21 protein-coding genes and 1 riboswitch are annotated in these 23137 nt (G+C 56.8%); of the genes, 11 read left to right on the top strand and 10 right to left on the bottom strand.

What is annotated here, in order from left to right; genetic code table 11:
- Positions 1-95 precede the first annotated feature (95 nt).
- From AC6I8K_RS17960 to AC6I8K_RS17945, 4 genes are read right to left on the bottom strand one after another with little or no spacing between them, the layout of a single operon-like run.
- Complete coding sequence (locus AC6I8K_RS17960; protein ID WP_064741314.1) at positions 96-923, bottom strand: ABC transporter ATP-binding protein; 828 nt, start codon at positions 921-923, stop codon at positions 96-98.
- Entirely contained in the window at positions 924-1823 is a 900-nt protein-coding gene (locus AC6I8K_RS17955) for an ABC transporter permease (protein ID WP_064741313.1), read from the bottom strand.
- Positions 1820-2830, bottom strand: coding sequence for an ABC transporter permease (locus tag AC6I8K_RS17950; RefSeq protein ID WP_483816411.1), 1011 nt, complete (start codon positions 2828-2830; stop codon positions 1820-1822). Before AC6I8K_RS17950 ends, AC6I8K_RS17955 begins: the two co-directional genes overlap by 4 nt.
- Positions 2830-4425, bottom strand: coding sequence for an ABC transporter substrate-binding protein (locus AC6I8K_RS17945; RefSeq protein WP_483816410.1), 1596 nt, complete (start codon positions 4423-4425; stop codon positions 2830-2832). The genes AC6I8K_RS17950 and AC6I8K_RS17945 overlap by 1 nt, the downstream gene beginning before the upstream one ends.
- A 187-nt stretch (positions 4426-4612) precedes the next feature.
- Between AC6I8K_RS17945 and AC6I8K_RS17940 the strand changes: the two genes are divergently transcribed.
- Both AC6I8K_RS17940 and AC6I8K_RS17935 read left to right on the top strand, forming a co-directional pair.
- The gene (locus AC6I8K_RS17940) at positions 4613-5668 is read left to right on the top strand and encodes a dipeptidase (RefSeq protein WP_483816409.1); all 1056 of its coding nucleotides are present in this window, start codon (positions 4613-4615) and stop codon (positions 5666-5668) included.
- Between the two features lie 2 nt (positions 5669-5670).
- Positions 5671-6585 carry a LysR family transcriptional regulator gene (locus tag AC6I8K_RS17935; RefSeq protein WP_483816408.1) on the top strand — a complete coding sequence of 305 codons (915 nt, stop codon included), beginning with the start codon at positions 5671-5673 and terminating at the stop codon, positions 6583-6585.
- Between the two features lie 86 nt (positions 6586-6671).
- On the opposite strand, the gene AC6I8K_RS17930 is transcribed toward AC6I8K_RS17935, so the two are convergent.
- Positions 6672-8024 (bottom strand): MFS transporter, encoded by a 1353-nt coding sequence (locus tag AC6I8K_RS17930; RefSeq protein WP_064741308.1) that lies wholly within the window; start codon positions 8022-8024, stop codon positions 6672-6674.
- Between the two features lie 174 nt (positions 8025-8198).
- Positions 8199-9101 (bottom strand): GntR family transcriptional regulator, encoded by a 903-nt coding sequence (locus AC6I8K_RS17925; protein ID WP_497827159.1) that lies wholly within the window; start codon positions 9099-9101, stop codon positions 8199-8201.
- A 135-nt stretch (positions 9102-9236) separates the two neighbouring features.
- On the opposite strand from AC6I8K_RS17925, the gene AC6I8K_RS17920 reads away from it, so the two are divergent.
- The 3 genes from AC6I8K_RS17920 (at position 9237) to AC6I8K_RS17910 (ending at position 11859) form a co-directional block, all read left to right on the top strand.
- Positions 9237-10265, top strand: a complete 1029-nt coding sequence (locus AC6I8K_RS17920; protein ID WP_497827158.1) for a zinc-binding alcohol dehydrogenase family protein — start codon at positions 9237-9239, stop codon at positions 10263-10265.
- Between the two features lie 146 nt (positions 10266-10411).
- A riboswitch (Fluoride riboswitch) is annotated at positions 10412-10487 on the top strand.
- Positions 10488-10577: 90 nt separating this feature from the next.
- Complete coding sequence (gene crcB / locus AC6I8K_RS17915; protein ID WP_483816405.1) at positions 10578-10955, top strand: fluoride efflux transporter CrcB; 378 nt, start codon at positions 10578-10580, stop codon at positions 10953-10955.
- A 106-nt stretch (positions 10956-11061) separates the two neighbouring features.
- Positions 11062-11859: a sugar phosphate isomerase/epimerase family protein gene (locus AC6I8K_RS17910; protein ID WP_497827157.1), complete on the top strand. Its 798-nt coding sequence runs from the start codon at positions 11062-11064 to the stop codon at positions 11857-11859.
- Here AC6I8K_RS17910 and AC6I8K_RS17905 read toward each other — a convergent pair.
- Both AC6I8K_RS17905 and AC6I8K_RS17900 read right to left on the bottom strand, forming a co-directional pair.
- Positions 11856-12461 carry an alpha/beta hydrolase gene (locus AC6I8K_RS17905; RefSeq protein WP_497827156.1) on the bottom strand — a complete coding sequence of 202 codons (606 nt, stop codon included), beginning with the start codon at positions 12459-12461 and terminating at the stop codon, positions 11856-11858. The two genes, AC6I8K_RS17910 and AC6I8K_RS17905, sit on opposite strands and share 4 nt — an antisense overlap.
- 11 nt (positions 12462-12472) lie before the next feature.
- Positions 12473-13414, bottom strand: a complete 942-nt coding sequence (locus tag AC6I8K_RS17900; RefSeq protein WP_497827155.1) for a glutathione S-transferase family protein — start codon at positions 13412-13414, stop codon at positions 12473-12475.
- A gap of 226 nt (positions 13415-13640) precedes the next feature.
- Here AC6I8K_RS17900 and AC6I8K_RS17895 point away from each other — a divergent pair, with 226 nt between their 5' ends.
- Positions 13641-14765 (top strand): GNAT family N-acetyltransferase, encoded by a 1125-nt coding sequence (locus tag AC6I8K_RS17895; protein WP_497827154.1) that lies wholly within the window; start codon positions 13641-13643, stop codon positions 14763-14765.
- On the opposite strand, the gene AC6I8K_RS17890 is transcribed toward AC6I8K_RS17895, so the two are convergent.
- A complete protein-coding gene (locus AC6I8K_RS17890; RefSeq protein WP_497827153.1) occupies positions 14762-16594 on the bottom strand; it encodes an ABC transporter ATP-binding protein in 1833 nt (610 codons plus the stop codon). The genes AC6I8K_RS17895 and AC6I8K_RS17890 overlap by 4 nt on opposite strands.
- A 64-nt stretch (positions 16595-16658) precedes the next feature.
- Between AC6I8K_RS17890 and AC6I8K_RS17885 the strand changes: the two genes are divergently transcribed.
- Positions 16659-17156, top strand: coding sequence for a GNAT family N-acetyltransferase (locus AC6I8K_RS17885; protein WP_064741299.1), 498 nt, complete (start codon positions 16659-16661; stop codon positions 17154-17156).
- A gap of 79 nt (positions 17157-17235) precedes the next feature.
- Here AC6I8K_RS17885 and AC6I8K_RS17880 read toward each other — a convergent pair whose 3' ends face one another.
- The gene (locus tag AC6I8K_RS17880) at positions 17236-18150 is read right to left on the bottom strand and encodes a sugar ABC transporter substrate-binding protein (protein WP_483816401.1); all 915 of its coding nucleotides are present in this window, start codon (positions 18148-18150) and stop codon (positions 17236-17238) included.
- Positions 18151-18572: 422 nt separating this feature from the next.
- On the opposite strand from AC6I8K_RS17880, the gene AC6I8K_RS17875 reads away from it, so the two are divergent.
- The 4 genes from AC6I8K_RS17875 to kdpA all read left to right on the top strand — a co-directional run bounded on the left by AC6I8K_RS17875 (position 18573) and on the right by kdpA (position 23135).
- Positions 18573-19955 carry an MFS transporter gene (locus tag AC6I8K_RS17875; protein ID WP_483816400.1) on the top strand — a complete coding sequence of 461 codons (1383 nt, stop codon included), beginning with the start codon at positions 18573-18575 and terminating at the stop codon, positions 19953-19955.
- 139 nt (positions 19956-20094) lie between these two features.
- Positions 20095-21258, top strand: a complete 1164-nt coding sequence (locus tag AC6I8K_RS17870; protein WP_064741296.1) for an HD-GYP domain-containing protein — start codon at positions 20095-20097, stop codon at positions 21256-21258.
- Between the two features lie 108 nt (positions 21259-21366).
- Positions 21367-21456 (top strand): K(+)-transporting ATPase subunit F, encoded by a 90-nt coding sequence (kdpF, locus tag AC6I8K_RS17865; protein ID WP_100701897.1) that lies wholly within the window; start codon positions 21367-21369, stop codon positions 21454-21456.
- Positions 21456-23135 (top strand): potassium-transporting ATPase subunit KdpA, encoded by a 1680-nt coding sequence (kdpA, locus tag AC6I8K_RS17860; protein ID WP_497827152.1) that lies wholly within the window; start codon positions 21456-21458, stop codon positions 23133-23135. The genes kdpF and kdpA overlap by 1 nt, the downstream gene beginning before the upstream one ends.
- The last annotated feature ends 2 nt before the right edge of the window (positions 23136-23137 follow it).

The raw sequence follows: 23137 nt of genomic DNA, 5'->3' as shown, positions 1-23137 counted from the left end.
GCTCCCAGCGGGCATTGAAACGGTCGGCATGAATGCCGACCCTACAAAAACGCGCTGAACGGTCGTAGGGTCGCCATTCATGGCGACCTGGCCAATTATTCCCGCCACGCGGCATCGCGCTGCAGTACGGGTAAACGCTCACGCGGATGACGCAACGACGGCAAACACGCCAGCAAACCGCGCGTATACGGATGCTGTGCCTGCTGCAATTGTCCGGCATCCAGCAATTCAACGATGCGGCCGCCGTACATCACCGCCACGCGATCGCAGAAGTGCGATACCAGCGGCAGATCGTGGCTAATCAGGATCAGCCCCATGCCGCGCGCTGACACTAACTCGTCAATCAGCTTAAGGATGTCGGCCTGCACCGTGGCATCCAGCGCGCTGGTGGGTTCATCGGCGATCAACAGTTCCGGATCGGGTGCCAGCATCATGGCAATCATCACGCGCTGGCCCATGCCGCCGGAGACTTCATGCGGATAGCGTTTTGCCACGGCTGCGGGATCGCGAATCTTCACCTGTTCCAGCAGTTCAACCGCCGCCTGCATCGCCGCTTTGTGGCTGCCGCCTTTGTGCTCGCGCCAGGCTTCGGCAATTTGCTGACCAATGGTCATCACCGGATTAAGTGAATATTTCGGGTCCTGCAGGATAAAACCGACGCGCTTGCCGCGAATTTTCCGCATCACTTTTTCGCTGGCACCGCGCAGATCGATGCCATCAAAGCGCAGCACGTCGGCGCTGACTTCGGCATTGCCCGGCAGTAACTGCATCAGGCTGCGCGCGGTCAGTGATTTGCCGGAGCCGCTTTCGCCGACAATGGCAAACTTCTCGTGGCCCACGCTAAAACTGACGCCGCGCACCGCTTCAAAGGTTTCGCTGCGTGAGCGAAAGGCAATGCGCAGATTACTAATTTCTACCAACATTTAGCGCTCCTTGGGATCCAGCACGTCGCGCAGACCGTCGCCGAGAAAGTTGAACGCCAGTGACGTCAGAAAAATCGCGATACAGGGCATCAGCGGCACCCACCACTCGCTGAACAGGAAGCGACGCGCGGTGGCGATCATCGTGCCCCATTCCGGTGACGGCGGCTGCGCGCCCATGCCGAGAAAGCCGAGGCTGGCGGCGGTGATGATAATGGAGCTCATATCCAGCGTAATGCGCACAATCAGGCTCGGCACGCACAGCGGCATGATATGGCGCAAAATGATGCGCAGCGGCGAAGCGCCGGTCAGACGGCTGGCGGCGATAAAATCGCTGTGGCGGAACTGCAGGGTTTCGGCGCGTGCCAGACGCGCATACGGCGGCCACGACGTCAGGGCAATCGCCAGAATCGCGCTCTCGACACCCGGTTTCAGTGCGGCGACAAACGCCAGCGCCAGAATCAAACGCGGAAAGGCGAGAAAAATATCGGTGATGCGCATCAGCGCTTTATCGATGAACCCACCGGCGTAACCGGCGATACAGCCAATCAGCAGGCCGAGCGGCGCGGTCAGCAGCACCACGGCGATCACCATGCCTAGCGTGGTGCGGCCGCCGTAGATAATGCGCGTCCAGACATCGCGCCCCAATTCATCGGTGCCGAGCCAGTGCGTGACAGAAGGCGCAGCGAGGCGGTTTTCCAGATGCTGCACACCGGGATCAAACGGTGTCAGCCACGGCGCAAACAGCGCCAGCAGCAGCATGACGGCCACCACCAACAAGCCGGCCATCGCCAATGGATTGCTGCGCAGGGTGAGCCACAGACGATAGCGTCGGCCCCACACCGCCTGGCGACGGTTGGCTGGCGTGTCGTCGAGCAGCCAGTCACGAGAGAAGAAGATCATTTTACGCGCGGGTCCCAAAGTCGATAGAGAAGGTCAGCCAGCTGATTGAGCAGCACATACACGGTGCCGACTAACAAGGTCGCGCCGACCACCGGATTCATGTCAGCATTCATCAGCGAGGTGGTGAGATATTGGCCGAGGCCAGGCCAGGCGAAGACGTTTTCTGTGACCACCGCGCCTTCCAGCAACCCGGCGTAGGTTAACGCCAGCACCGTCACCAGCTGCACCGCCACGGTGGGAAAGGCATGCCGCCAGATCACCCGCCGTGACGACAAGCCTTTGGCGCGTGCGGTAATCACAAACTCGCCGCTTAAGGCGTTGAGCATAAAGGTGCGCGTCATGCGGGTGATGTAGGCCATGCTGAAATAGGCCAGAATCAGCACCGGCTGCGCCATGTGCGCCAGCGCATCCCAGAAGGCGTCAACCTCACCCGCCAGCAGCGAATCGATGGTGAGGAAGCCGGTGACCTGCGGCACCATATCCTGCCAGATGATGTCCTGCCGTCCGGGGCCGGGCGCAATGCCGAGCACCGCGTAGAACACCAGCAAGCTCAGCAGCGCCAGCACGAATACCGGCAGTGAATGGCCTGCGAGACAGATCACGCGAATGGTTTGGTCGACCCACGAACTTTGACGCACCGCCGCCCATACGCCGAGCGGAATGCCCACCAGCGCCGCGATGATGATGGCGGCCGTCGCCAGTTCCATGGTGGCGGGGAAGAAGCGGGCGATGTCGGTGAGCACCGGATTCGAGGTGAGAATCGATTTACCGAGATCGCCATGCAGCAGTTGATTGAGGTAGTGACCAAACTGCACGTAAAGGGGCTGATCCAGCCCCATTTCCGCCCGCACACGCTCAACGACCGATTGCGGTGCGTTATCGCCGACCGCCGCCAGCACCGGATCGGTGGGCATGACGCGGCCGATGAAAAAGGTCAACACCGACAGGCCAAACAGCGTCAGCACCAGGCTTCCCAGCGTGCTGACGATTCTCTTCAGTAACGGCATCAGGCTTTTTTCACCTGCGCATACGGCCACTGCTCCAGCACGGTCATGTGTACGTCGGTGATGTTCTTGCCGCAGGCGGTGGTCTGCACCTGCTGCATCATCGGAATGAACGGACTCTTTTCGCGATGCAGACGCTGAATCTGTTCGTACAACGCAATGCGTTTCGCCGGATCCGGCTCGTGCAGCGCCTGCACGGTCAGCTGGTTGAATTCATCGTCCGACCAGCCGCAGCGCCATGCCAGCGTGCGGTTGCGCGCATTGGTGCTGTTATCGGTATTGACGCAGAATGCTTCGGTGTTGGAGTTGGGATCGAAGTAATCCGCGCCCCAGGACGTGATAGCCAGCTGATGCTGACGCGCACGCATCTTGGTGAGCACCTGACGGTTTTCGGAAGCAATCAGCGACACTTTGATGCCAATTGCGCCCAACTGCGTTTGCACCGCTTGCGCGATATCGGGATACGGCTGCATCGAGTAGTGATCAAGCGTGATCTCGAAACCGTCCGGGTAACCGGCTTCTGCCAGCAACGCTTTGGCTTTGGCGACATCTTTGTGGAACGGCGTGTCATCCAGCGCCGCCGGGAAACCGCCGGGCAGGAAGCTTTGATGCACGGAATAGGTCTGTGACAGGATATTTTTCTGGATGCTTTCGTAATCCAACGCCCACTTCAACGCTTGCCATACCTGCGGTTTTTTTAGCAGTTCATGGGTGGTGTTGCACGACATCAGCATGATCGCCGACAAACGCTCTTTCACCAGCGACACTGAGCTGTCATTTTGCAGCGGCAGCAGCTGTTCGGTGGTGAGATCGTAGGCCACATCCACATCGCCTTTTTTCAGCATCAGCGCCTGTGCGGCCGGGTCGGCGATATGTTTGAGGATCACGCGTTTGATTTTACTCTGCGCGGTAAATTGCGGGCTCAGTTCCAGAATCACCGTTTCGCTGGCGTTCCAGGTGCGCAGGGTAAAGGCGCCTGAGCCGGCGCTGTGCTGTTTCAGCCAGCCGTTGCCGAAATCGTTGTTCTGCTGGTTCGCCAGACAGGCTTTCTTCGACACCACGCAGCCAACGGTGGCGGACAAGCAATACAGCAGGAAGCTTTCTGCTGCCGGCGCGCCAAGTTTCATCTCAACGGTATGCGCATCTTTCGCGGTGACCAGCTGCGTCACGTTGTCTTTGGTAAAACCGAACTGGTTGATAATAAAGGCCGGGCTTTTATCCAGCTTGACGATGCGTTCAATGGAAAACGCCACATCTTCTGCGGTGAGCGGCGAGCCATCGGCGAATTTTGCCGCAGGATCGAGGTGGAAGGTGTAGGTGCTGTTATCGCTGCTGACCTCCCAGCTTTTTGCCAACTGGCCAATCACTTTGTCGGCTTGCTTTGGATCCGGCGTAACTAGACGTTGATACAGGTTGCCGCAGATCTGGCCGCCGGTGGCTTCGAAGCTTTCATGCGGATCCAGACTGGTGATGTTATCGAGCTGCATTGCCATCACCAACATGGTCGGCGGCGTAGCGGCAAAGGCCGAATTCAGGCTGAGGTAGGAAACAACAGGTACAGCGGTGCATCCTGCAAGAAAACGTCTTCTGGTAACCATGTAAACTCCCAACTGATTGATAATTAAAATAAAAAATTGTTATTTTGCATTTTTATGTCTTGACTTTCCGCCCGTGCGGGAGGATTAATACCGACGCTAAACCCTTTGTTTCACGCGCCCCGTTTTGGTGCAATTTGCTCCGCCAGCTGGCAGTGCGCGCCTTTCTCTGAACATGGAACCGAACAACATGTCTGACTCGTCGATCTGCGATATTCCGGTCTTTGACGGCCATAACGATGTGCTGAATAAGCTGTGGCAGCACCATCAGCCGGACGCGGTGAATGCATTTTTCACTGGCTGCAAAAACGGCCAAATGGACTTTCCGCGCATCCGTCAGGGAAAGATGTTAGGTGGCATTTTCGCCACCTGGGTGCCGTCCCACCCTCTGATTGCAAGAAGTGCGCCAGACCTCGCAGATTTTCCTCAGGAAATTATCAACTCAGCGCGCGACGCCACCTTTTCTATGCTGGCGCTGCTGCTGCGCATTGAGCAGGCCTCGAACGGGCAGGTGAAGATTTGCCGCAGCGTGCGCGATATTCGCCACTGCATGGCAAACAAGGTGTTAGCGGTGGTGATGCACGTCGAAGGGGCGGAAGCGCTGGATACCCACGGCGAGCTGCTCGATATGCTCTATGCCAGCGGTTTACGCACGCTGGGGCCGCTGTGGAGCCGTCCGAATCAGTTTGGCGACGGCGTGCCGTTTCTTTATCCCTCGTCGCCGGATATCGGTAACGGACTGACCGAGGCGGGCAAGCAGCTGGTGCGCGACTGTAATCGCCGCCGCATCATGGTCGATCTGTCGCACATGGATGAGAAAGGCTTCTGGCATACCGCTGAGATCAGCGATGCACCGCTAGTGGCGAGCCACTCCAATGCGCATGTGATCAGTGCGCAGTCGCGTAATCTCACCGATCGCCAGCTGGCGGCGATTGCCGAAACCAACGGCTTTGTTGGCGTCAATTTTGCGGTGCCGTTCCTGCGGGAAGACGGCGATCGCCATGCGCCAACCGGTGTCGATGCCATCGTGCGTCATGTTGAATATTTGCTGGAAAAAGTGGGGGAAGATGGCGTCGGGTTTGGTTCGGATCTGGATGGCGCAACCATGCCGGGCGATCTGAAAGACGTGGCCGGATTCCCGCTGCTGGTGCAGGCGCTGGCAGCGCGCGGCTATTCACGCGAGCTGCTTGAGAAGATTTGCCACGGCAACTGGCTGCGCGTGCTTGAAGCCACCTGGGGCGAATAATCATGCGGCTGCGGCATATTGAAGTGTTTCAGGCGATTGTGCAGACCGGCAGCATCAGCGCGGCAGCGCGCTTGCTAAATGTCTCGCAGCCGAATGTCAGCCGCGTGCTGAATCACGCCGAGCAGCAGCTCGGTTTTGCACTGTTTGAACGGCGCGCGCAGGGGATGATCGTCACCGCAGAAGGGCGGCGCTTGCTACCGGAAGTGGAAGATATCTACCAACGTTTACAGGCGATTACCCAGTTAACCGAACAACTGCGACGCGGTGAAGGGCAAACGGTGCGCGTCGGCGCTGCACACGCGTTTGGACAGATGGTGTTGGCACCGGCGCTGGTGAACTGGCGACAACAGGCGGCGTCGGTCAGCGTGGAGTTGGTCACCGAGCACTTCAGCACCTTGTGTCGCATGATCATTGATAACCAGCTCGATTTCGCGCTGGTGTTTGGTCAGCAGGTGGAGGCGGATTTACTGGCAGAGCCGCTGTTTCAGTCGTCGATGGTGGCGTTACTACCCCGCGATCACACTCACAATGAGCCGGTGACGCTGGAGTGGCTGTGCGCCAACAACCTGCTGATGATGCAAAATCAGGATCCGCTGGGTCGCGTGCTGCACCGCGCGCTGCGCGATAAAGGGCTGAATCCGGCGGTATCGCTGTCGATCAAAACCTATTCGGTGATTGCCGATATGGTGCTGGCGGGCGGCGGCGTGGGGATTGTCGATCTGTTCACCGCCTGCCGCTATGCCGATCAGCTTAAGCTATTGCCGGTAGCGCAGCCGCTACCGTTTGAAGTGATGTTGATCAGTCGCCGCGATCAGCCGCAGTCGCAATCGACGCTGCAGCTAAAACAGGTGATTCGCAACAAGCTGTGGGAGATTGCGCGCCAGTGTGAATCGCAGTTTTTCACCCGCCCGGCATAACGCCTATTGCTGGTGCGCATAAATGCGCACCCTACAAAACCCGTAGGGTCGCCATTTATGGCGACCGTCCCGCATCCCGCTCCGAATCAAACCCCATCGGTAATCGGTTTACGTACCAGCAGCAAATACGCCAGCGCACCCACCACCGTCACACCGGCGCAAATCATCAATGCCAGGCTAAATGACTTGGTGGTATCCAGCACCCAACCGGTGATCACCGGCGCGAACGAAGCGAACACGAAGCTGGCGAAGTTCTGGATGCTGCCGACCGAGGCCGTCATACGCGCCGTCACGTTGGCGTGAATCAAACCCCAGCACGATGTCCCCGCAAAGTGGATGCAAAACAGCGCCATACCAATCATAGTGACGGCGCTGGTGGTGTCGGTGGCACGGGTAACAAAGGCGGTAAACGCAGCGGAAAGCAGCATACCAGACACGATAGAGACCTTACGCACCTTGACCGCATCATGACCACGACGTACCAGCGCATCGACCACATAACCGTTCAGCAGCATGCCTGCCGCGCCGAACAGGAATGGAATCGCGGCCAGTAAACCGGTGCTTTTCAGGTCGAGGTTATACGTCGATTGCAGATAGCCCGGCAGCCAGGCGATGTACAGCCACGCGGTGTAGTTGATGCCGCTGAAGCCAATCATCATGCCCCACATGGTGCGCTGCTTGAACAGCCCGCGCCACTCGGCAAAACTCAGCGGCTCTTTACGTGACGCCACGCTGCCCGCCTGCAAATAGTGAATCTCTTCACCGCTCAACTTACTGTTGTCGCGGTCGCGGTACATCAGATACCAGCCAACGGCGAGGAACATGCCGAGCACGCCGATGGTGACAAACATGCCGCGCCAGCCCATCACCATCATCATTGCCGCCAGAATAGGTGGCGCGATGGATAACCCAATCATCGAGGCGGCGTTAAACATGCCCATCGGCATGCCGCGATCTTTGATATTGAACCAGTCGTTGATCACCTTCACGCCGCACGGGTTCATCGGCGCTTCACCAATACCTAAACCGATGCGCACCAAAATAAATTGGGTAAAGTTATGCACCAAACCGGCGGCGGCCTGGAACAGCGACCAGAAGAACATGCCAATCGCCAGCATAATGCGCGGCCCTTTGCGGTCGAGCAGCGCACCGCACGGCAGTTGTGCAAGGCCATAAGCCAGCGAGAAGGCAGACAGCAGCACACCAATTTCGGTAGCGGATAAGCCCAGTTCGCCGCGGATGGTCATATTGGCGACCGATAGCGAACTGCGGTCGAGGTAGTTAATCATGGCGGCAAACAGCAGCAGCAACATGGCGGTGACCTGAATCTTTTTGATGCGCGGTGAGCGCACCACATCACTGCGCGCCGGGATAAAATCTTGCCCGTCCGCAGCGGGTTGTGGCGCGTTTTCGCGGCCACGAGCTGAAGTATTTTCCATTGCAACCTCCCGGATCTGGGTACTTATCGTTATGCGTTTGAGTGGGATCCTGGGGCAGCGAAACGATGCTGCCTCAACGGATTGATGTCGAGACTAGAAGCAATCAGATCGGGATGTTGCGAAGATGTTTCAGATTCGTGCGGGAGCTAATGCTTTGTGGTTTTTAATCGGTTTTTAATTGTACTGACGGATAGAGCGGATCATCGAGGTTTTGGCGGTGCCGAGATGGTTGTGCAGGGCGCACAAGGCTTCGACATCCTGGCGGCTGATCAGCGCGGTGAGAATCGCCATATGCTCCTCCAGCGCCACGATATTGCGTTGCTTAAGATCGGTTTCATCCCATTGATAATGCGAATGAAAAATCACCGAAATGATCTCCAGCGACTGATTAAAAAACGGATTGTTGGCGGCGGAGAGAATCAGCGTGTGCATCTCCTTATCCAGCGCGGCGAAATGGCGATAATTGCTGGCGAGGGTGTCGCGCATCGAACGATGGCGATCCAGCAGGTCGCGCGCTTGCATCCAGCGCTCATCCTGCGAGGGCAGATTAAGAAAACGGGTAAGGGCGTGCGTTTCCAGCATTTCACGCAGCTCAAACAGGTTCTCGGCATACTTTTGATCGAACTTCTTCATGCGCCATTGGCCACGCTTCACCGGTTCCAGCAGGTCATAACGCATAAAGCGCAGCAAGAATTCGCGTACCACAATCGGGCTGACTTTCACCTGCTGCGCCAGTTGCAGCTCGCTAAAGGTGTCGCCCGGTACCAGCTGGCGCTGATTGATCAGATTGAAAAAGGTCTGCTCAAATTGCAGTGCCTGTTGATCAATTGGCGGCGTCAGGGCGTTAAAACCGTCTTCTTCGCTGGGATCACGCACGATAACGTAGGTTTCATCCACCTTTTCTAGCACGCCGCGCTCATGCAGATGCTGCAAAGTATGGCGCACCGTGGTGCGGCTGATGTTGAACATTTCGGCCAGCGCCGCCTGCGGCGGCAAGGGCGAACGGATATGCCGTTTGGCAATGCCTTCCAGCATTTGGTTAATGACGTTCTGACGTAAGTTCTGGCTGCGGCTCATGCGTGGCTCCGGTTTTTTATCTATTAAAAACCATACAAAGCCCAAAAAAAGCGGTTGGCTTCACAGTTCCCCTCACGCAAAAAGCTGTAATCGACGATTTTCGCCATAACTGCGACAACAGCACAGGAGAAGCCAATGACAACGATGAAAACGCTGGTGGTCGCCGAACCGCGCCAGATGGTATGGCAGCAGCGCGCTAAGCCGACGCCCGCCGCCAATGACGTTCTGATCAAACCCCTCACCGCCGGGATTTGCGGCACCGATATTCACGCCTGGGCCGGAAATCAGCCGTTCTTCAGCTATCCACGCGTATTGGGGCATGAACTGTGTGGCGAAGTGGTGGAACTCGGCAGCGAGGCCAGCGGCTTCAGGCTGGGCCAGCGCGTGGCGCTGATTCCCTATGTTGCCTGCCAGCAGTGCGATGCCTGTTTAAGCGGCAAAACCAACTGCTGCGAAAAGATCTCGGTGATTGGTGTGCATCAGGATGGCGGTTTCTGCGAATTCCTCAGCGTACCAACGAGCAATTTGCTGGCGGTGGATGATGTCGATCCCGAAGCTGCTGCGCTGATTGAACCCTTCGCCATCAGTGCGCATGCGGTGCGTCGTGCGGCAGTCGCGGCAGATGAGCAGGTTTTGGTGGTGGGCGCTGGCCCAATTGGTCTTGGCGTGGCCGCGATTGCGGCGGCGGCGGGCGCAAACGTGGTGGTGGCTGATACCAGCGAGCAGCGGCGTGCGCATGTCGCGCAGAAACTGGGTTTGGCGACGGTGAATCCGTTAGAAGCCGATTTTGAAACGCAGCTAAAAGCGGAGTTTGGCGGACGTTTAGCCGGCAAAGTGATCGATGCCACGGGTAGCCCAGCAGCGATGAACGGGGCGGTGAAACTGATTCGTCACGGCGGCACCATCGTATTCGTTGGCCTGCACAAAGGCGATCTGGTGATCCCGGATATTGAGTTCCACAAAAAGGAAACCACGCTGATGGGCAGCCGCAACGCCACGCTGGAAGATTTCGCTAAAGTGCGCGAACTGATGGCGAACGGGCAGCTTCGTGCCGACATGATGCTCAATCGTCACTATGACTTCTCCACACTGGCCGAGACCTTTGAAGCCGAGGTCATCAATAATCGCGAACTGATTAAGGGCGTGATTCACTTCGAGCGTTGATATTCGCACACACCGTAGCGGCGCAATTTATTGCGCATTTCTGAGTTGGGCGCGCTGCCGCCATTGATATGCGCGATAAATCGCGCCGCTACAGCTGTGTGCCTCTTTCATCATATTGTCTGTATTGCCCAGCCAGCGTATTATCTCCCGCCTAAGGTGATGGCGTGCCACCTTCCCCAACCGCCGTTCTGGTAACAGACGGCTGATGACGCCTGACTACACTCGTATCCCTGCGCGGGAGACGGCGGTGTGTCAGGTGCTCTTCTGTCCTGCCGCGGCCCTGCGCGTAATTTATTTCAGGAGCTACAAACTATGTTGAAGTCGTTACTCGCGGTTGTCGTTGGCGGTGCGGTGGGCTGTTCGCTGCGCTGGTTAATCTCATTACGTTTCAACGCGCTGTTCCCCAATCTGCCGCCGGGCACCTTGATGGTGAATCTGGTGGGAGGCTTTATCATTGGTGCCGCGCTGGCCTTTTTTGTCCGCAACCCCCACATCGATCCCTTCTGGAAATTACTGATTGTTACCGGCTTGTGTGGCGGTTTAACCACGTTTTCTACTTTTTCGGCGGAAATTGTCGGGCTGCTACAATCAGGAAAATACCTTTGGGCGATGTCGAGTGTCATGGTGCATGTGATCGGTTCTCTGCTCATGACCTTTGCCGGTTTTGCTGCGGTAAATCTGCTGGGATAACCGTCACGCTTGAAATAACCACTAAGAGGTAGATACTGATGGCCGTTCTGTGCGTGTGACGCACAGAATTTGTCACCGATTATCCGGACGATTAAGGAGCTGTGTAATGAGTCGTAACCCCAAATTCCTTAACCTGGTGTTGTTAAACGGTGAACCTGAGGAGAAGCTGCGCGCTGCGCATACCGCCGGTTTCGAGCAGGTTGAGATCTGGCGTGAAGATGTGCGGGCCAATACGTTACATCAGGCAACGCAGTTGCAGCTTGGCTTCACTAATGTGCAGGTGCTGCGCGATTTCACCGGCGCGCCGGATCGCGACCGCCAGCAAAAACGCGAAGAGCTGCGCCAGTTTATTCAGATTGCCCAATCTATTGGCTGCGACACCATTCAGGCACCCGCCAGCACGCGCGAAGATTGCGTGGCATCGCGGATTGATGAAGATTTACGTTGGATGGCGTCGGAAGCCGCGCGCTACAACATGCGCATTATGTATGAGCCGATGGCGTGGTGCAGCGTGGATAACACGCTGCCGCTGGCGTGGGAGCGACTGCAAAGATTGGATCAGCCGAACATCGGTTTAGTGGTCGATTTGTTCCACATTTGCGCGTTAGGCGGCGATGCTTCGCAGCTGGACGGCATTCCCGCCGATCGCATCTATGAAGTGCAGCTGTGCGATATGGCCGAAATGCCGCCGCAGGAAAAGCAGCCGCTCAGCGAGTATGCGCGTCATCAGCGCTTGTTGCCCGGCGATGGCATCATCGAGGTGGAGCGCTTTGTGGATAAGCTGAAAAGCGCCGGTTATCGCGGGCCGGTCGGCATTGAAGTGTTTAACGATGAATTGAAGGCGCAGCCAGCAGACGTGGCTGCGCATAAGGCGTGGCAGGCGTTAACGCGTTACTGGCCTTAATCCTGCAAACATTGGGCAATAAATCCGGCGGCATCCATCGCGCCCTGCGATGAAATGGTGTGGCCGGTTGCCGCTTCATAACGTGCTTCCACCGTTACGCCGGCCTGCAGCAAACGCTGCGTCGCCGATTCGCTCTCGCTAAATGGAATTACATCATCCGCTTTGCCGTGAATCAGCAGCGCGGGCGTGTACGGCTGCGGCGTTAAAGCGCCGTCAAACGCCAGACGACCGGCAAATGCCACCACGCCAGCCAGCGGATAACGGCCAGACGCCAATGCATCCAGCGCCATGATTGAACCCTGCGAAAAGCCCACCAGAATCACTTTGTCCCACGCGTCCGCCATGTCGTGCTGCGCCATCAGCTGTTGCAGCGTGGTATCAAAGGCCGCGCGCGCTTCACGAACACGTGCCGGACGGTTTTCAGGCGTGATACCCGTCAGGCTAAACCACTGATAACCCATCGCATGTTCAAACGGAAAGGGCGCATTCGGCGAGGCAAAGGCCACATCTGGCAGCAAGCGTGCCCAATGTTCGCCGAGCACCGCCAGATCGTTGCCGTTGCTGCCCACACCATGTAAAAAAATCACTAACGCTTTAGCCATCGCACTGCTCCTTATAAACCGTAGGCCGACATATCCGGGCCAACCGGTACAATGCCGTTGGGATTCAGCGCTTTAATCGAATAATAGCCCTGCTTGATATGATCAATATTGACCGTCTGACGCACGCCAGAGAGGGACAGCATACTCTTCAGATAGCGATCGAGCAGCGGATAGTCACTCAAGCGGCGCAGGTTGCATTTAAACAGGCCGTGGTAGGCGACGTCAAAGCGCACCAGCGTGACGAACAAGCGGATATCCGCTTCGGTTAAGCGCTCGCCGAGCAGGAAAGTGCGACCATCCTGCAAGCGCTGCTCCAGCTCATCCAGCTGGCTAAACACATCGTTAAACGCCTGCTGATAACTGACCTGCGTAGTGGCGAAACCGGTGCGATACACGCCGTTATTCAAACGCGGATAGATCGATTCATTCAGCGCATCGATCTCAGCACGCAGATCCTCGGGATAAAGATCGATGCGATCGTCCGCCAGATTGCCGAAACCGCTGTTCAGCATGCGCAAAATATCAGCCGACTCGTTGCTGACGATGGTTTGCGTTTTCTTATCCCACAGCACCGGCACGGTGGCGCGGCCGGTGAAATCAGCATCGGCGCGGGTATAGAGTTCGTGAAGGTATTCGGCGTTGTTCAGCCAGTCACGATCGGCGCCAGGATAGTCACCAAAGTGCCAGCCTTGCGCGCCGAGCTGCGGCTCAACTACCGACACGCTGATCGCCTTCTCCAATCCCTTCAGGCTACGCGCCAGCAGCGTGCGCGAGGCCCACGGACAAATCAGCGCCACATACAGGTGATAGCGATCCGGCTCGGCGGCAAATTCGCTGGAACCATCAGCCGTGATCCAGTGACGGAAACTTGAGGTCTGGCGTACAAATCCGCCTTGTTTATCGGTGGCTTGCACCGGATGCCACTCTGCACTCCATTTACCGTTTACCAACATTGCATTGCTCCTCTAAAGTGATGAAGAGAGCATACAGTGCTGCTGTTTTGGTGATAATCAGGGCAAAATGGCTTTCATTTTTTCCATTTTGGAATTAGTTGGTCAGTATGAAGGACGCTCTTTTTCCCGATTGCCCCGCGACTACGCATTCAGTGCGCTGCACCTTTTCCCGCGCGGGAAAACCTGTTGAACTAGACTTTTGCTTTCACCTGGCCGGGAGCCGTGAATGTCTTTGCTTCATCTGTCGTCGCTGGCGGAGATTGCCGCCGCCGAATGGGATGCGCTGTTACCTGACGATCAACCGTTTTTACGCCACGCTTTTCTCTTGTCACTTGAAGAGAGCGGCAGCGTGCGGCCTGAAAACGGCTGGCAGCCCGATCACCTGCTGTGGCGTGAAAACGGCACCGTGTGCGCGGCGCTGCCGGGCTATCGTAAACGCCACTCGCGCGGGGAATATGTGTTTGACCACGCGTGGGCGGATGCCTGCCAACGGGCGGGCATTCCTTATTATCCGAAATGGCTGGGCGCGATTCCGTTCAGTCCGGTGACCGGCGCGCGTTTGCTGGGCGATGAGCCGGCGGTGCGGAAACTGCTCAGCGCGCTGCCAGATAATCTTTTCGAGCACGGCCTCAGCGGCGCGCACATCAACTTCACCACGCCGTTCGCTAACCACATCATGCAACAGCAGCCGGAATGGCTGGAACGCCTTGGTTTGCAGTATCACTGGCACAACAAAGGCTACCGCGATTTCCAGGATTTCCTCGATACGCTGATGTCGCGCAAACGCAAACAGCTGCGCAAAGAGCGTGAACAGGTGATGAGCAGCGGCTTTGAATTCACCTGGTATCGCGGCGATGAGCTGCGCGAAGATCAGTGGGATTTCGTTTACACCTGTTACGCCAATACCTATGCAGTGCGCGGTCAGCGACCGTATCTGACGCGCCACTTCTTTAGCCTGTTGGCCGCGCGCATGCCGCGTTCGATTCGCGTGGTGATCTCAACGCTACAAGGGCAACCGGCAGCGATGGCGTTCTGCTTAGTGGATGGCGACACGCTATATGGTCGTTATTGGGGCTGTCTGGCGGAGTTTGATCGTCTGCATTTTGAAACCTGCTTCTATCAGGGCATGGATTTTGCCATTGCGGAGGGTTTGCAGCGTTTTGATGCCGGCGCGCAGGGCGAACACAAGCTGGTGCGCGGCTTTGAGCCGCACATCACGCACTCGTGGCACTATTTGTGTCACCCCGGTTTACGCGATGCGGTGGCAGATTTTCTGCTGCAGGAACGAGAGGGCGTGCGCGCCTGGGCCATTGAAGCGCGCGACGCCCTGCCGTATCGACGCGGTGATTAATCCGCGCCGACAAAACCGCCGGTCTGATGCTGCCACAGGCGCGCGTACAAGCCGCCGTGCGCCAGCAGTTCGCGGTGGTTGCCCATCTCGACAATCTGCCCTTTTTCCAGCACCACCAGACGATCCATTTTGGCGATGGTAGAAAGACGGTGCGCTATGGCAATCACCGTTTTGCCCTGCATCAGCGTTTCCAGGCTCTCCTGAATCGCCGCTTCCACCTCGGAATCCAGCGCGGAAGTGGCTTCATCCATGATCAGAATCGGCGCATCTTTCAGCAGCACCCGCGCGATGGCAATACGCTGACGTTGACCGCCCGACAGCTTCACGCCGCGCTCGCCAACGTGCGCATCCAAACCGGTGCGGCCCTGCGGATCGGAGAGCAGCGGAATAAACTCGTCGGCGCGCGCGCGGATAATCGCTGTCTGCAACTCCTCTTCCGTCGCGTCTGGACGACCATACAGCAGGTTTTCGCGAATTGAGCGGTGCAGCAGCGATGTGTCCTGCGTGATCATGCCGATCTGCCCGCGCAGACTCTCTTGCGTCACTTCGGCGATGTTGTGATCGTCGATCACAATGCGGCCGCTGTTGATGTCATACAGTCGCAGCAGCAGATTCACTAAGGTGGATTTACCGGCGCCGGAAGGGCCAATCAAGCCGATTTTCTCCCCCGGCTTGATGTTGAGATTGAGGCGATCAATGACCTGGCGGCTGCCGCCGTAATCAAAACGCACATCTTCAAAGCGGATCTGGCCATGGGTCACCTGCATCTTCTTCGCATTCGGCTCATCCTGTACGCTCAACGGCTGCGCAATGGTGTTCAGGCCATCCTGTACCATGCCGATGTTCTCAAAGATGCCGTTCACCACCCACATGATCCAGCCGGACATATTGACCAGACGGATCACCAAACCGGTCGCCAGCGCAATCGCCCCGACGCTGATCAGCGACTGACTCCACAACCACAGCGCCAGCGCCGAGGTGCTGACAATCAGTAGACCATTCAACGTGGAGAGCGTGATATCCATCGTCGTCACCATGCGGCTGGCGTGCTGGGTTTTATCGGTTTGCTCCTGAATCGCTTCACGCGCGTAACGTTTTTCCAGATCGTTATGGGAGAACAGTTTGATAGTGGCGATGTTGGTGTAGCCATCGACGATGGTACCCATCAGTTTGGAGCGCGCTTCCGATGACACCACCGACCGCTGTTTGACGCGCGGTACAAAGAAACTCAGCGACACGCTATAAGCCACCAGCCAAATCACCAGCGGAATCATTAAGCGCCAGTCGGCTTCGGCGAACAGTACTAGCGAGGTTACCGCATAAATCACCACGTGCCAGATGGCATCCACCAGCTGCACCGCTGAATCACGCAGTGAGTTACCGGTTTGCATAATGCGCTGGGCGATGCGCCCGGCAAAATCGTTCTGGAAGAAGTTCAGGCTTTGACGCAGCACGTAGTTATGATGCTGCCAGCGGATCATGCTGGTCATACTGGGGTTAATGCTTTGATGCACCAGCATATCGTGTGCGGCAATCACAATGGGCCGCAGAATCATCGCCACAAATCCCATCCACAGTAGCGTCGGCCAGTTATCGCTGAACAGCGTGGCGGGCGTGGAGTGATTCACCAGATCGATGATACGGCTGAGATAGCTGAACAGTGCCACTTCGATCAGCGCCTGCGCCAGACCGACAATCAGCAGCGCGACAAAGCTTGGCCACACCTGACGCAGATAATAGAAGTAGAAGGGCCAGACGCTAGCGGGCGGTGAATCGGTTGGCGCATCCTGGAAAATATTGATAAAACGTTCAAAACGGCGATACAACATAGAGTCACTCTTCCCAAATTGGTGAGAGTTAACAGCTTAGTGCAAGTGAAAAGGGATTACCGACATGGATTTACACATTCGCGGTCGCGAACCGGGCGATGCCGCCGCCTACCAACGCCTTTATAGCCATCCTGAGGTTTATCGCTGGACCACGCAGCTGCCGTGCCCCAGCGTGGCCACCTGGCAGAAAAAATTCGAGAAGATGGATGAGCTGGGTTATATCGGCTTTGTGGCGGAAATCGAGGGCGCGATGGTCGGTGAACTGACGTTGTTTGTTGAGCAGCGCCCGCGTACGCGCCACAGCATCAGTTTTGGTATCAGCGTCGATCCGGCCTTTGGCGGGCGCGGCATTGGTGAAAAGCTGATCCGTAACGCGATGGATTACGCCTTTAACTGGCTCGGCATTATGCGCATTGAGCTGGAAGTGTTCCACGATAACGAACGCGCGCTGCGCCTGTATCAAAAGCTGGGCTTCGAGCGCGAAGGCGTGAAGCGTAAGGCGTGCCTGCGCGACGGCGAATATCACGATATCGTGCAGATGGCGCAGCTAAAAACTGAATGATTTTGCGCAATAAATTGCGCCGCTACAGAGTCATTGCACGCATTCGTAGCGGCGCGATTTATCGCGCGAAGTTAACCTGTCATTGACTCTTTTCAACGTACTTCTGCATATTCTCTTTGGTCACCAGCTCGAACGGGATCCACACGTGTGAGTCGACTTTCTCGCCTTTGATCAGCTTCTGCGCCACATCTACCGATGTCTTGCCCTGGCCAACCGCATCCTGGAACACCGTGACCTGAATTTTGTCCTGCGACAGCGCTTTCAGGCCGTCTGGCGTGGCATCAATGCCGCCAATCAGCACCTTTTTATTGCTTTTAGCCAGCGCCATTGCCGCACCAATCGCCATCTCATCGTTGTTAGCCGCCACGATATCAATCGCTTCATCGTTGCCCAGCCAGTTATTCATTAAATCCATGCCTTCGTTGCGCGCGTAATTGGCGGGCTGTTTCTGTACCACTTGCATGCCGGGATATTTCGCCACCACCTGCTCAACGTCTTTAGTGCGTTGCAGCGCACCGGCATCGGTCAGGTTCCCAATCATGATCGCCACGTTGCCTTTGAAGTTAGCCATTTTCGCTAATGCTTCCATCTGCAAGGTGCCGGATTCACGCTCGTCGGAGCCAACAAACACCACGCCGGCCGGCAGCGATTTATCGCCCGGCGTGCGATTCACATACACCAACGGAATTTTGGCCTGCTGCGCCAGCTTGGTCAGCTGCGGCGTGCTGGCAGAATCGACCGGATCAACGATGATGGCATCCACGCCCGCACCGATAAAACTTTGCACCTGATCGGTCTGACGTCCAACGTCACCGCGTGCATCTTCAAACTGAATGTCGAGTCCGCGCGCTTTGGCTTCTTTATCAATCGACTGGCGAATAATGGTGAGGAAATTTTGATCGAAATAGGCCATCGAGACGCCAATTTTTTCCGCCAGTGCTGAGGCTGAGGTTGAGAGCAGGCCGAGCAACACCATCGCCTTGAAGGTTTTCATCGCAGACTCCAGAGTAAGCTGATTATTAGAATGAACGTTTCATTGATATTTAAAATGGATCAATGAAATCATTTTTAGCCTACGAGCCCGCCATGCGGCTGACAATCAGCAAGGATGGATTTTGCTGCTAAGCGCACACTTTGCTCGCGGGTGGGCTTTCTGTTCGCGCGCTCATAGTTGCGCTGTGAAGGATTTTCTTAGAGTTGGCGCACACTGCAGTGCAAACGCACGCTGATATTTAGTGTTCTGTGCGGCGCCGCACCTCGCGTTGTGCCAGTTACCAAATCTATTGCTATTTCGCTTCGCCGATTCCTCCAATCGCACAATGACCGCGCCTGAAGCTGCTTCCTATAGTTGCTAATCAATGGAAATAAAGCGGTATTCCTGCAAGACATCTCGCGCTTCATTTGAGGAATCAGCCCATGCAAAAAGCCAAACATCGCCCACAGAACAGCCACGTACGCGTAGGGATCTTAGGCTTGATCCTGTTTCTTTCCGTGGTGGCGTATGCCGACCGTTCGATCCTGTCGATCTCGGGATCGGCGATCAAAGATGAGTTCGGGCTATCGGCGATCCAGCTTGGCCTGATCCTGTCAGCATTTAGCTGGGCCTATGTGATCGGCCAGATCCCCGGCGGACTGTTTCTCGATCGCTTCGGTACCAAAAAAGTGTATGGCGTGACGCTGGCGCTGTGGTCGATCTCCACCTTGCTAATGGGCTTTGTCGGCGAGTTCTCCAGCGGCATAACCATGGCGCTGACGCTGATGTTTGCGCTGCGCTTCGCGCTGGGGCTGATTGAGGCGCCGAGTTTTCCCGCCAATGCGCGCGCGGTAATCATGTGGTTCCCGAGCGCCGAGCGCGGCCGCGCCTCTTCACTCTTCGCCTCGGCGCAATATTTTGCCGTCGCCATCTTCTCACCGCTGTCAGGCTGGCTGGTGTCGCGTTTCGGCTGGGAATGGCCGTTCTTTGTGCTGGGCGGCATTGGCGTGCTGGCGGTATTTGTGTGGATGGGCTTTATGCGCAGCCCGCGCCACCATCCGCAGGTATCGGACGCGGAGCTGCGCTATATCGAGCAGGGCGGTGCGCTGGTGGATATCGATTCGGCGCAAACGCTGAAAGCGCGTCCGCCGTTGAGCAAAGCGATGTTCAAAAAGCTGCTCAGCAACCGCATGCTGTGGTGCGCCTATATCGGCCAATACTGCACCATCGCGCTGAGCTATTTCTTCATCACCTGGTTCCCGATTTATCTGGTGCAGGCGCGCGGTATGAACATTATGGATGCCGGTTTTGCCACCATCGCACCGGCACTATTCGGCTTTCTTGGCGGTATCAGCGGCGGTTATATCTCCGATAAGCTGTTGGCGAATGGCTGGAGTCTTTCCTGGGCGCGTAAAGCGCCGTACATCGTCGGCATGCTGATGGCGGCGTCGTTGATTCTGGCGGCGATCATTCCCAGCAATGTCGGCATTATCGCCATTATGTCGTTCGCTTTCTTTGGTAAGGGCGTGGCGGCGGGTGCCGGAACCTGGACCATTGTCAGCGATACTGCGCCGAAAGAAGCTGTTGGCCTGGCGGGCGCAATCTTCAATGGCATCGGCAATATGGCCGGTTTTATCACGCCGCTGCTGTTCGGCATCATCGTCGGCTTAACCGGCAGCTACAGCATCGGGTTAGTATTTGTCGGTGCGCACTGCGTGGTCGCCGCACTGTTGTTCCTGCTGGTGATGGGGCCGATAGAGCGTGTTGGCGAGGAGCAGGATGTCTCAAGCCAGGTCGCCATGAATGGCGACCCTACAACCCCGTAGGAAAGCCCGCACTGTCGTAGGGTGCGCATTTATGCGCACCCATTTCGCAATCCTCACCAATCGCACAAATCCACTCTGAAGGTTTTTTGCTCAGCTGCCGATACCTCCTTACCATCCACTGATATTAAGGAGCGATATCGTGATAAAGCTGATTAACGTTGACGAATTGCGGCAGGGCATGTTTATCCACAAACTGGAGGTTTGGTGGGTAAAGGATAAGCGCATTCGCAACCAAATGCTGATCACTGATAAACGCCAGATCGCGATGATCCACGCTGAGGGGATCCTGCAGTTATGGATCGATCTCGACAAATCGGTTCAGGCACCTGCTGCGCCTGCGCCGAAAAAAGATATGCCGAAAACCCCCTTTTTCCTGGAGATGGATCAGGCACAAAGCATCTTCAATCAGGGGAAAACGCAAGTGCTGGCGATGTTTAACGAGGCGCGCATGGGGCAGGGCCTCGACCTCGATTACACTCTTGATCTGGTCGATCAAATTGCCGGTTCGATCACGCGTGAACCTACGGCGCTGCTGAGCGTGGCGCGGCTGAAAAATCACGACGATTACACTTATCTGCACTCGATGGCGGTGTGTGGCTTGATGATCTCGCTCGGCAAAAAAATGGGCCTCGATGAACATCAGCTGCGGCGCGTTGGTATGGGCGGTTTGCTGCACGATGTGGGTAAAGCGGCGGTACCGCTGGAGATTCTTAACAAACCCGGCAAGCTCAGCGATGAAGAGTTCACTGTGATGCGTCAGCATCCGATTGTGGGCGCACAGATACTGATGGAAGCGAACGCCGGTGAAGATCTGCTGGATATCGCGCTGCATCACCATGAGAAATATGACGGCAACGGCTATCCGCATGGTCTGAAAGGCGATGAAATTTCGCTCTATGCGCGCATGGCATCGGTGTGCGACGTCTATGATGCCGTCACGTCGAATCGCCCTTATCGCAAAGGCTGGACACCCGCCGAAGCGATGCACAACATGCTGAGCTGGCGTGGGCATTTCGATAACACCTTGCTGCACGCCTTCGTGCGTACCATCGGCATCTATCCGGTCGGATCGCTGGTGCGACTGGCATCTGGCCGCGTGGCGCTGGTGGTGCAGGCGGGTGAAAAATCGCTGTTGAAGCCTAAAGTTCACGTATTTTGGTCGCTGCACGGCCAGCGTGAAGTAAAACCGGAAGTGCTCGATCTCGGCGATAGCTTTTGTACCGATAGCATTACCGGCGCGGAAGACAGCGGATTGTGGCAGAACATCGATTTGAATCGTATCTGGGCGTTAGAAAGCGCCTAATTCTTCACCATTTTTATACTTTCTTTACGCCAGCTTCCTGCCTTTTTACCTCTTCTTTATACCGCGCCGCGCATGCTTGCAGCACTACCAAATCCTCTGGAGGTTGCTGTGAGCGTGGGTGTGATAGCTGGCATTGTGCTGGTGTTTATTCTTCTGGGCTACCTGATTTATGCCCTGCTTAATGCGGAGGCGTTCTGATGGCTGCGAATGCATTCTTGCTGATTGCGGTGTTCCTGCTGGCGCTGATGGTGCTGGCCCAACCGCTGGGACGTTACCTCGCCCTGTTTGTGGCCGACAAGCCGCTGCTGCCGCGCGCGGAACGCGCGTTATGGCGACTGGCCGGTGCTGACGGGGCAGCGATGCGCTGGCCGCATTATCTGCTGGCGATCCTGCTGTTTAACGCGCTCGGTTTTATTTTGCTGCTGCTGATCTTGATGTCGCAGGCCGCGCTGCCGCTCAACCCACAACACTTACCGAATCTGAACTGGGATTTGGCGCTCAATACCGCCATCAGCTTCGTCACCAACACCAACTGGCAATCCTACGCTGGCGAAAGCACGCTGAGCTATTTCAGTCAGATGGCGGGCCTCACGGTGCAGAACTTCCTGTCGGCGGCGACCGGCATCGCGGTGGCGTTTGCGCTGATTCGTGGCTTCGCCAACCGTTCACTGGCCACGCTCGGCAATGCGTGGCGTGACCTGACGCGCATTACCGTTTACGTGCTGCTGCCAATCAGCGTGGTTGTCGCGCTGTTCTTCGTGAGTCAGGGCAGCATTCAAACCTTCGAACCTTACCATGCGCTCACCACGCTGGAAGGTGCGCAGCAGACGTTGCCGCTCGGCCCGGTGGCGTCGCAGGAAGCGATCAAAATGCTCGGCACTAACGGCGGCGGTTTCTTCAACGTCAACTCCGCGCATCCATTCGAAAACCCGACGGCGCTGACCAACTTCGTGCAGATGCTGAGCATCTTCCTGATTCCGGCGGCGCTCTGTTTCACCTTTGGTCAGCATCTGGGCGATCGTCGTCAGGGCCACATGCTGCTGTGGGCAATGACCATCATGTTCGTGCTGGCGGTCATTACCGTGATGTGGGCCGAACTGCGCGGTAATCCGCACTTCCTCGCGCTCGGTGCGGACAGCGCCATCAACATGGAAGGCAAGGAGACGCGCTTCGGCATCCTTAACTCCAGCCTGTTTGCGGTTATCACTACCGCTGCATCGTGCGGTGCGGTTAACGCCATGCATGACTCCTTCACCGCGCTCGGCGGCATGGTGCCGATGTGGTTGATGCAGCTGGGTGAAGTGGTGTTTGGCGGCGTCGGTGCAGGCCTGTACGGCATGCTGCTGTTCGTGCTGCTCGGCGTGTTTATCGCCGGGTTGATGATCGGTCGCACACCTGAGTACATGGGCAAAAAGATCGACGTGTGGGAGATGAAGATGACCGCGCTGGCGATTCTGGTGACGCCGACGCTGGTGCTGCTGGGTACTGCGCTGGCGATGATGACCGACGCCGGACGCGCCGGCATGGCCAATCCGGGCATTCACGGCTTTAGCGAAGTGCTGTATGCGGTGTCATCGGCGGCCAACAACAACGGCAGCGCCTTTGCCGGACTGAGCGCCAACACGCCGTTCTGGAACCTGCTGCTGGGCTTATGCATGTTGGTGGGGCGCTTCGGCATCATCATTCCGGTGCTGGCGATTGCCGGTTCGCTGGCGGCGAAGAAAATTCAGCCGGTGGGCAACGGTACGCTGCCAACACACGGTCCGCTGTTTATCGCGCTGCTGATTGGCACCGTCTTGCTGGTGGGCGCATTGACGTTCATCCCCGCGCTGGCACTGGGCCCGGTCGCGGAACATCTGCAATTAATTCAGGGATAACG

The organism is Pantoea sp. X-Soil-ISGK-421 (genome assembly GCF_059730785.1).
Note: the sequence above shows the minus strand (reverse complement) of the source record. Positions and strands in the feature narration are given on the sequence as shown.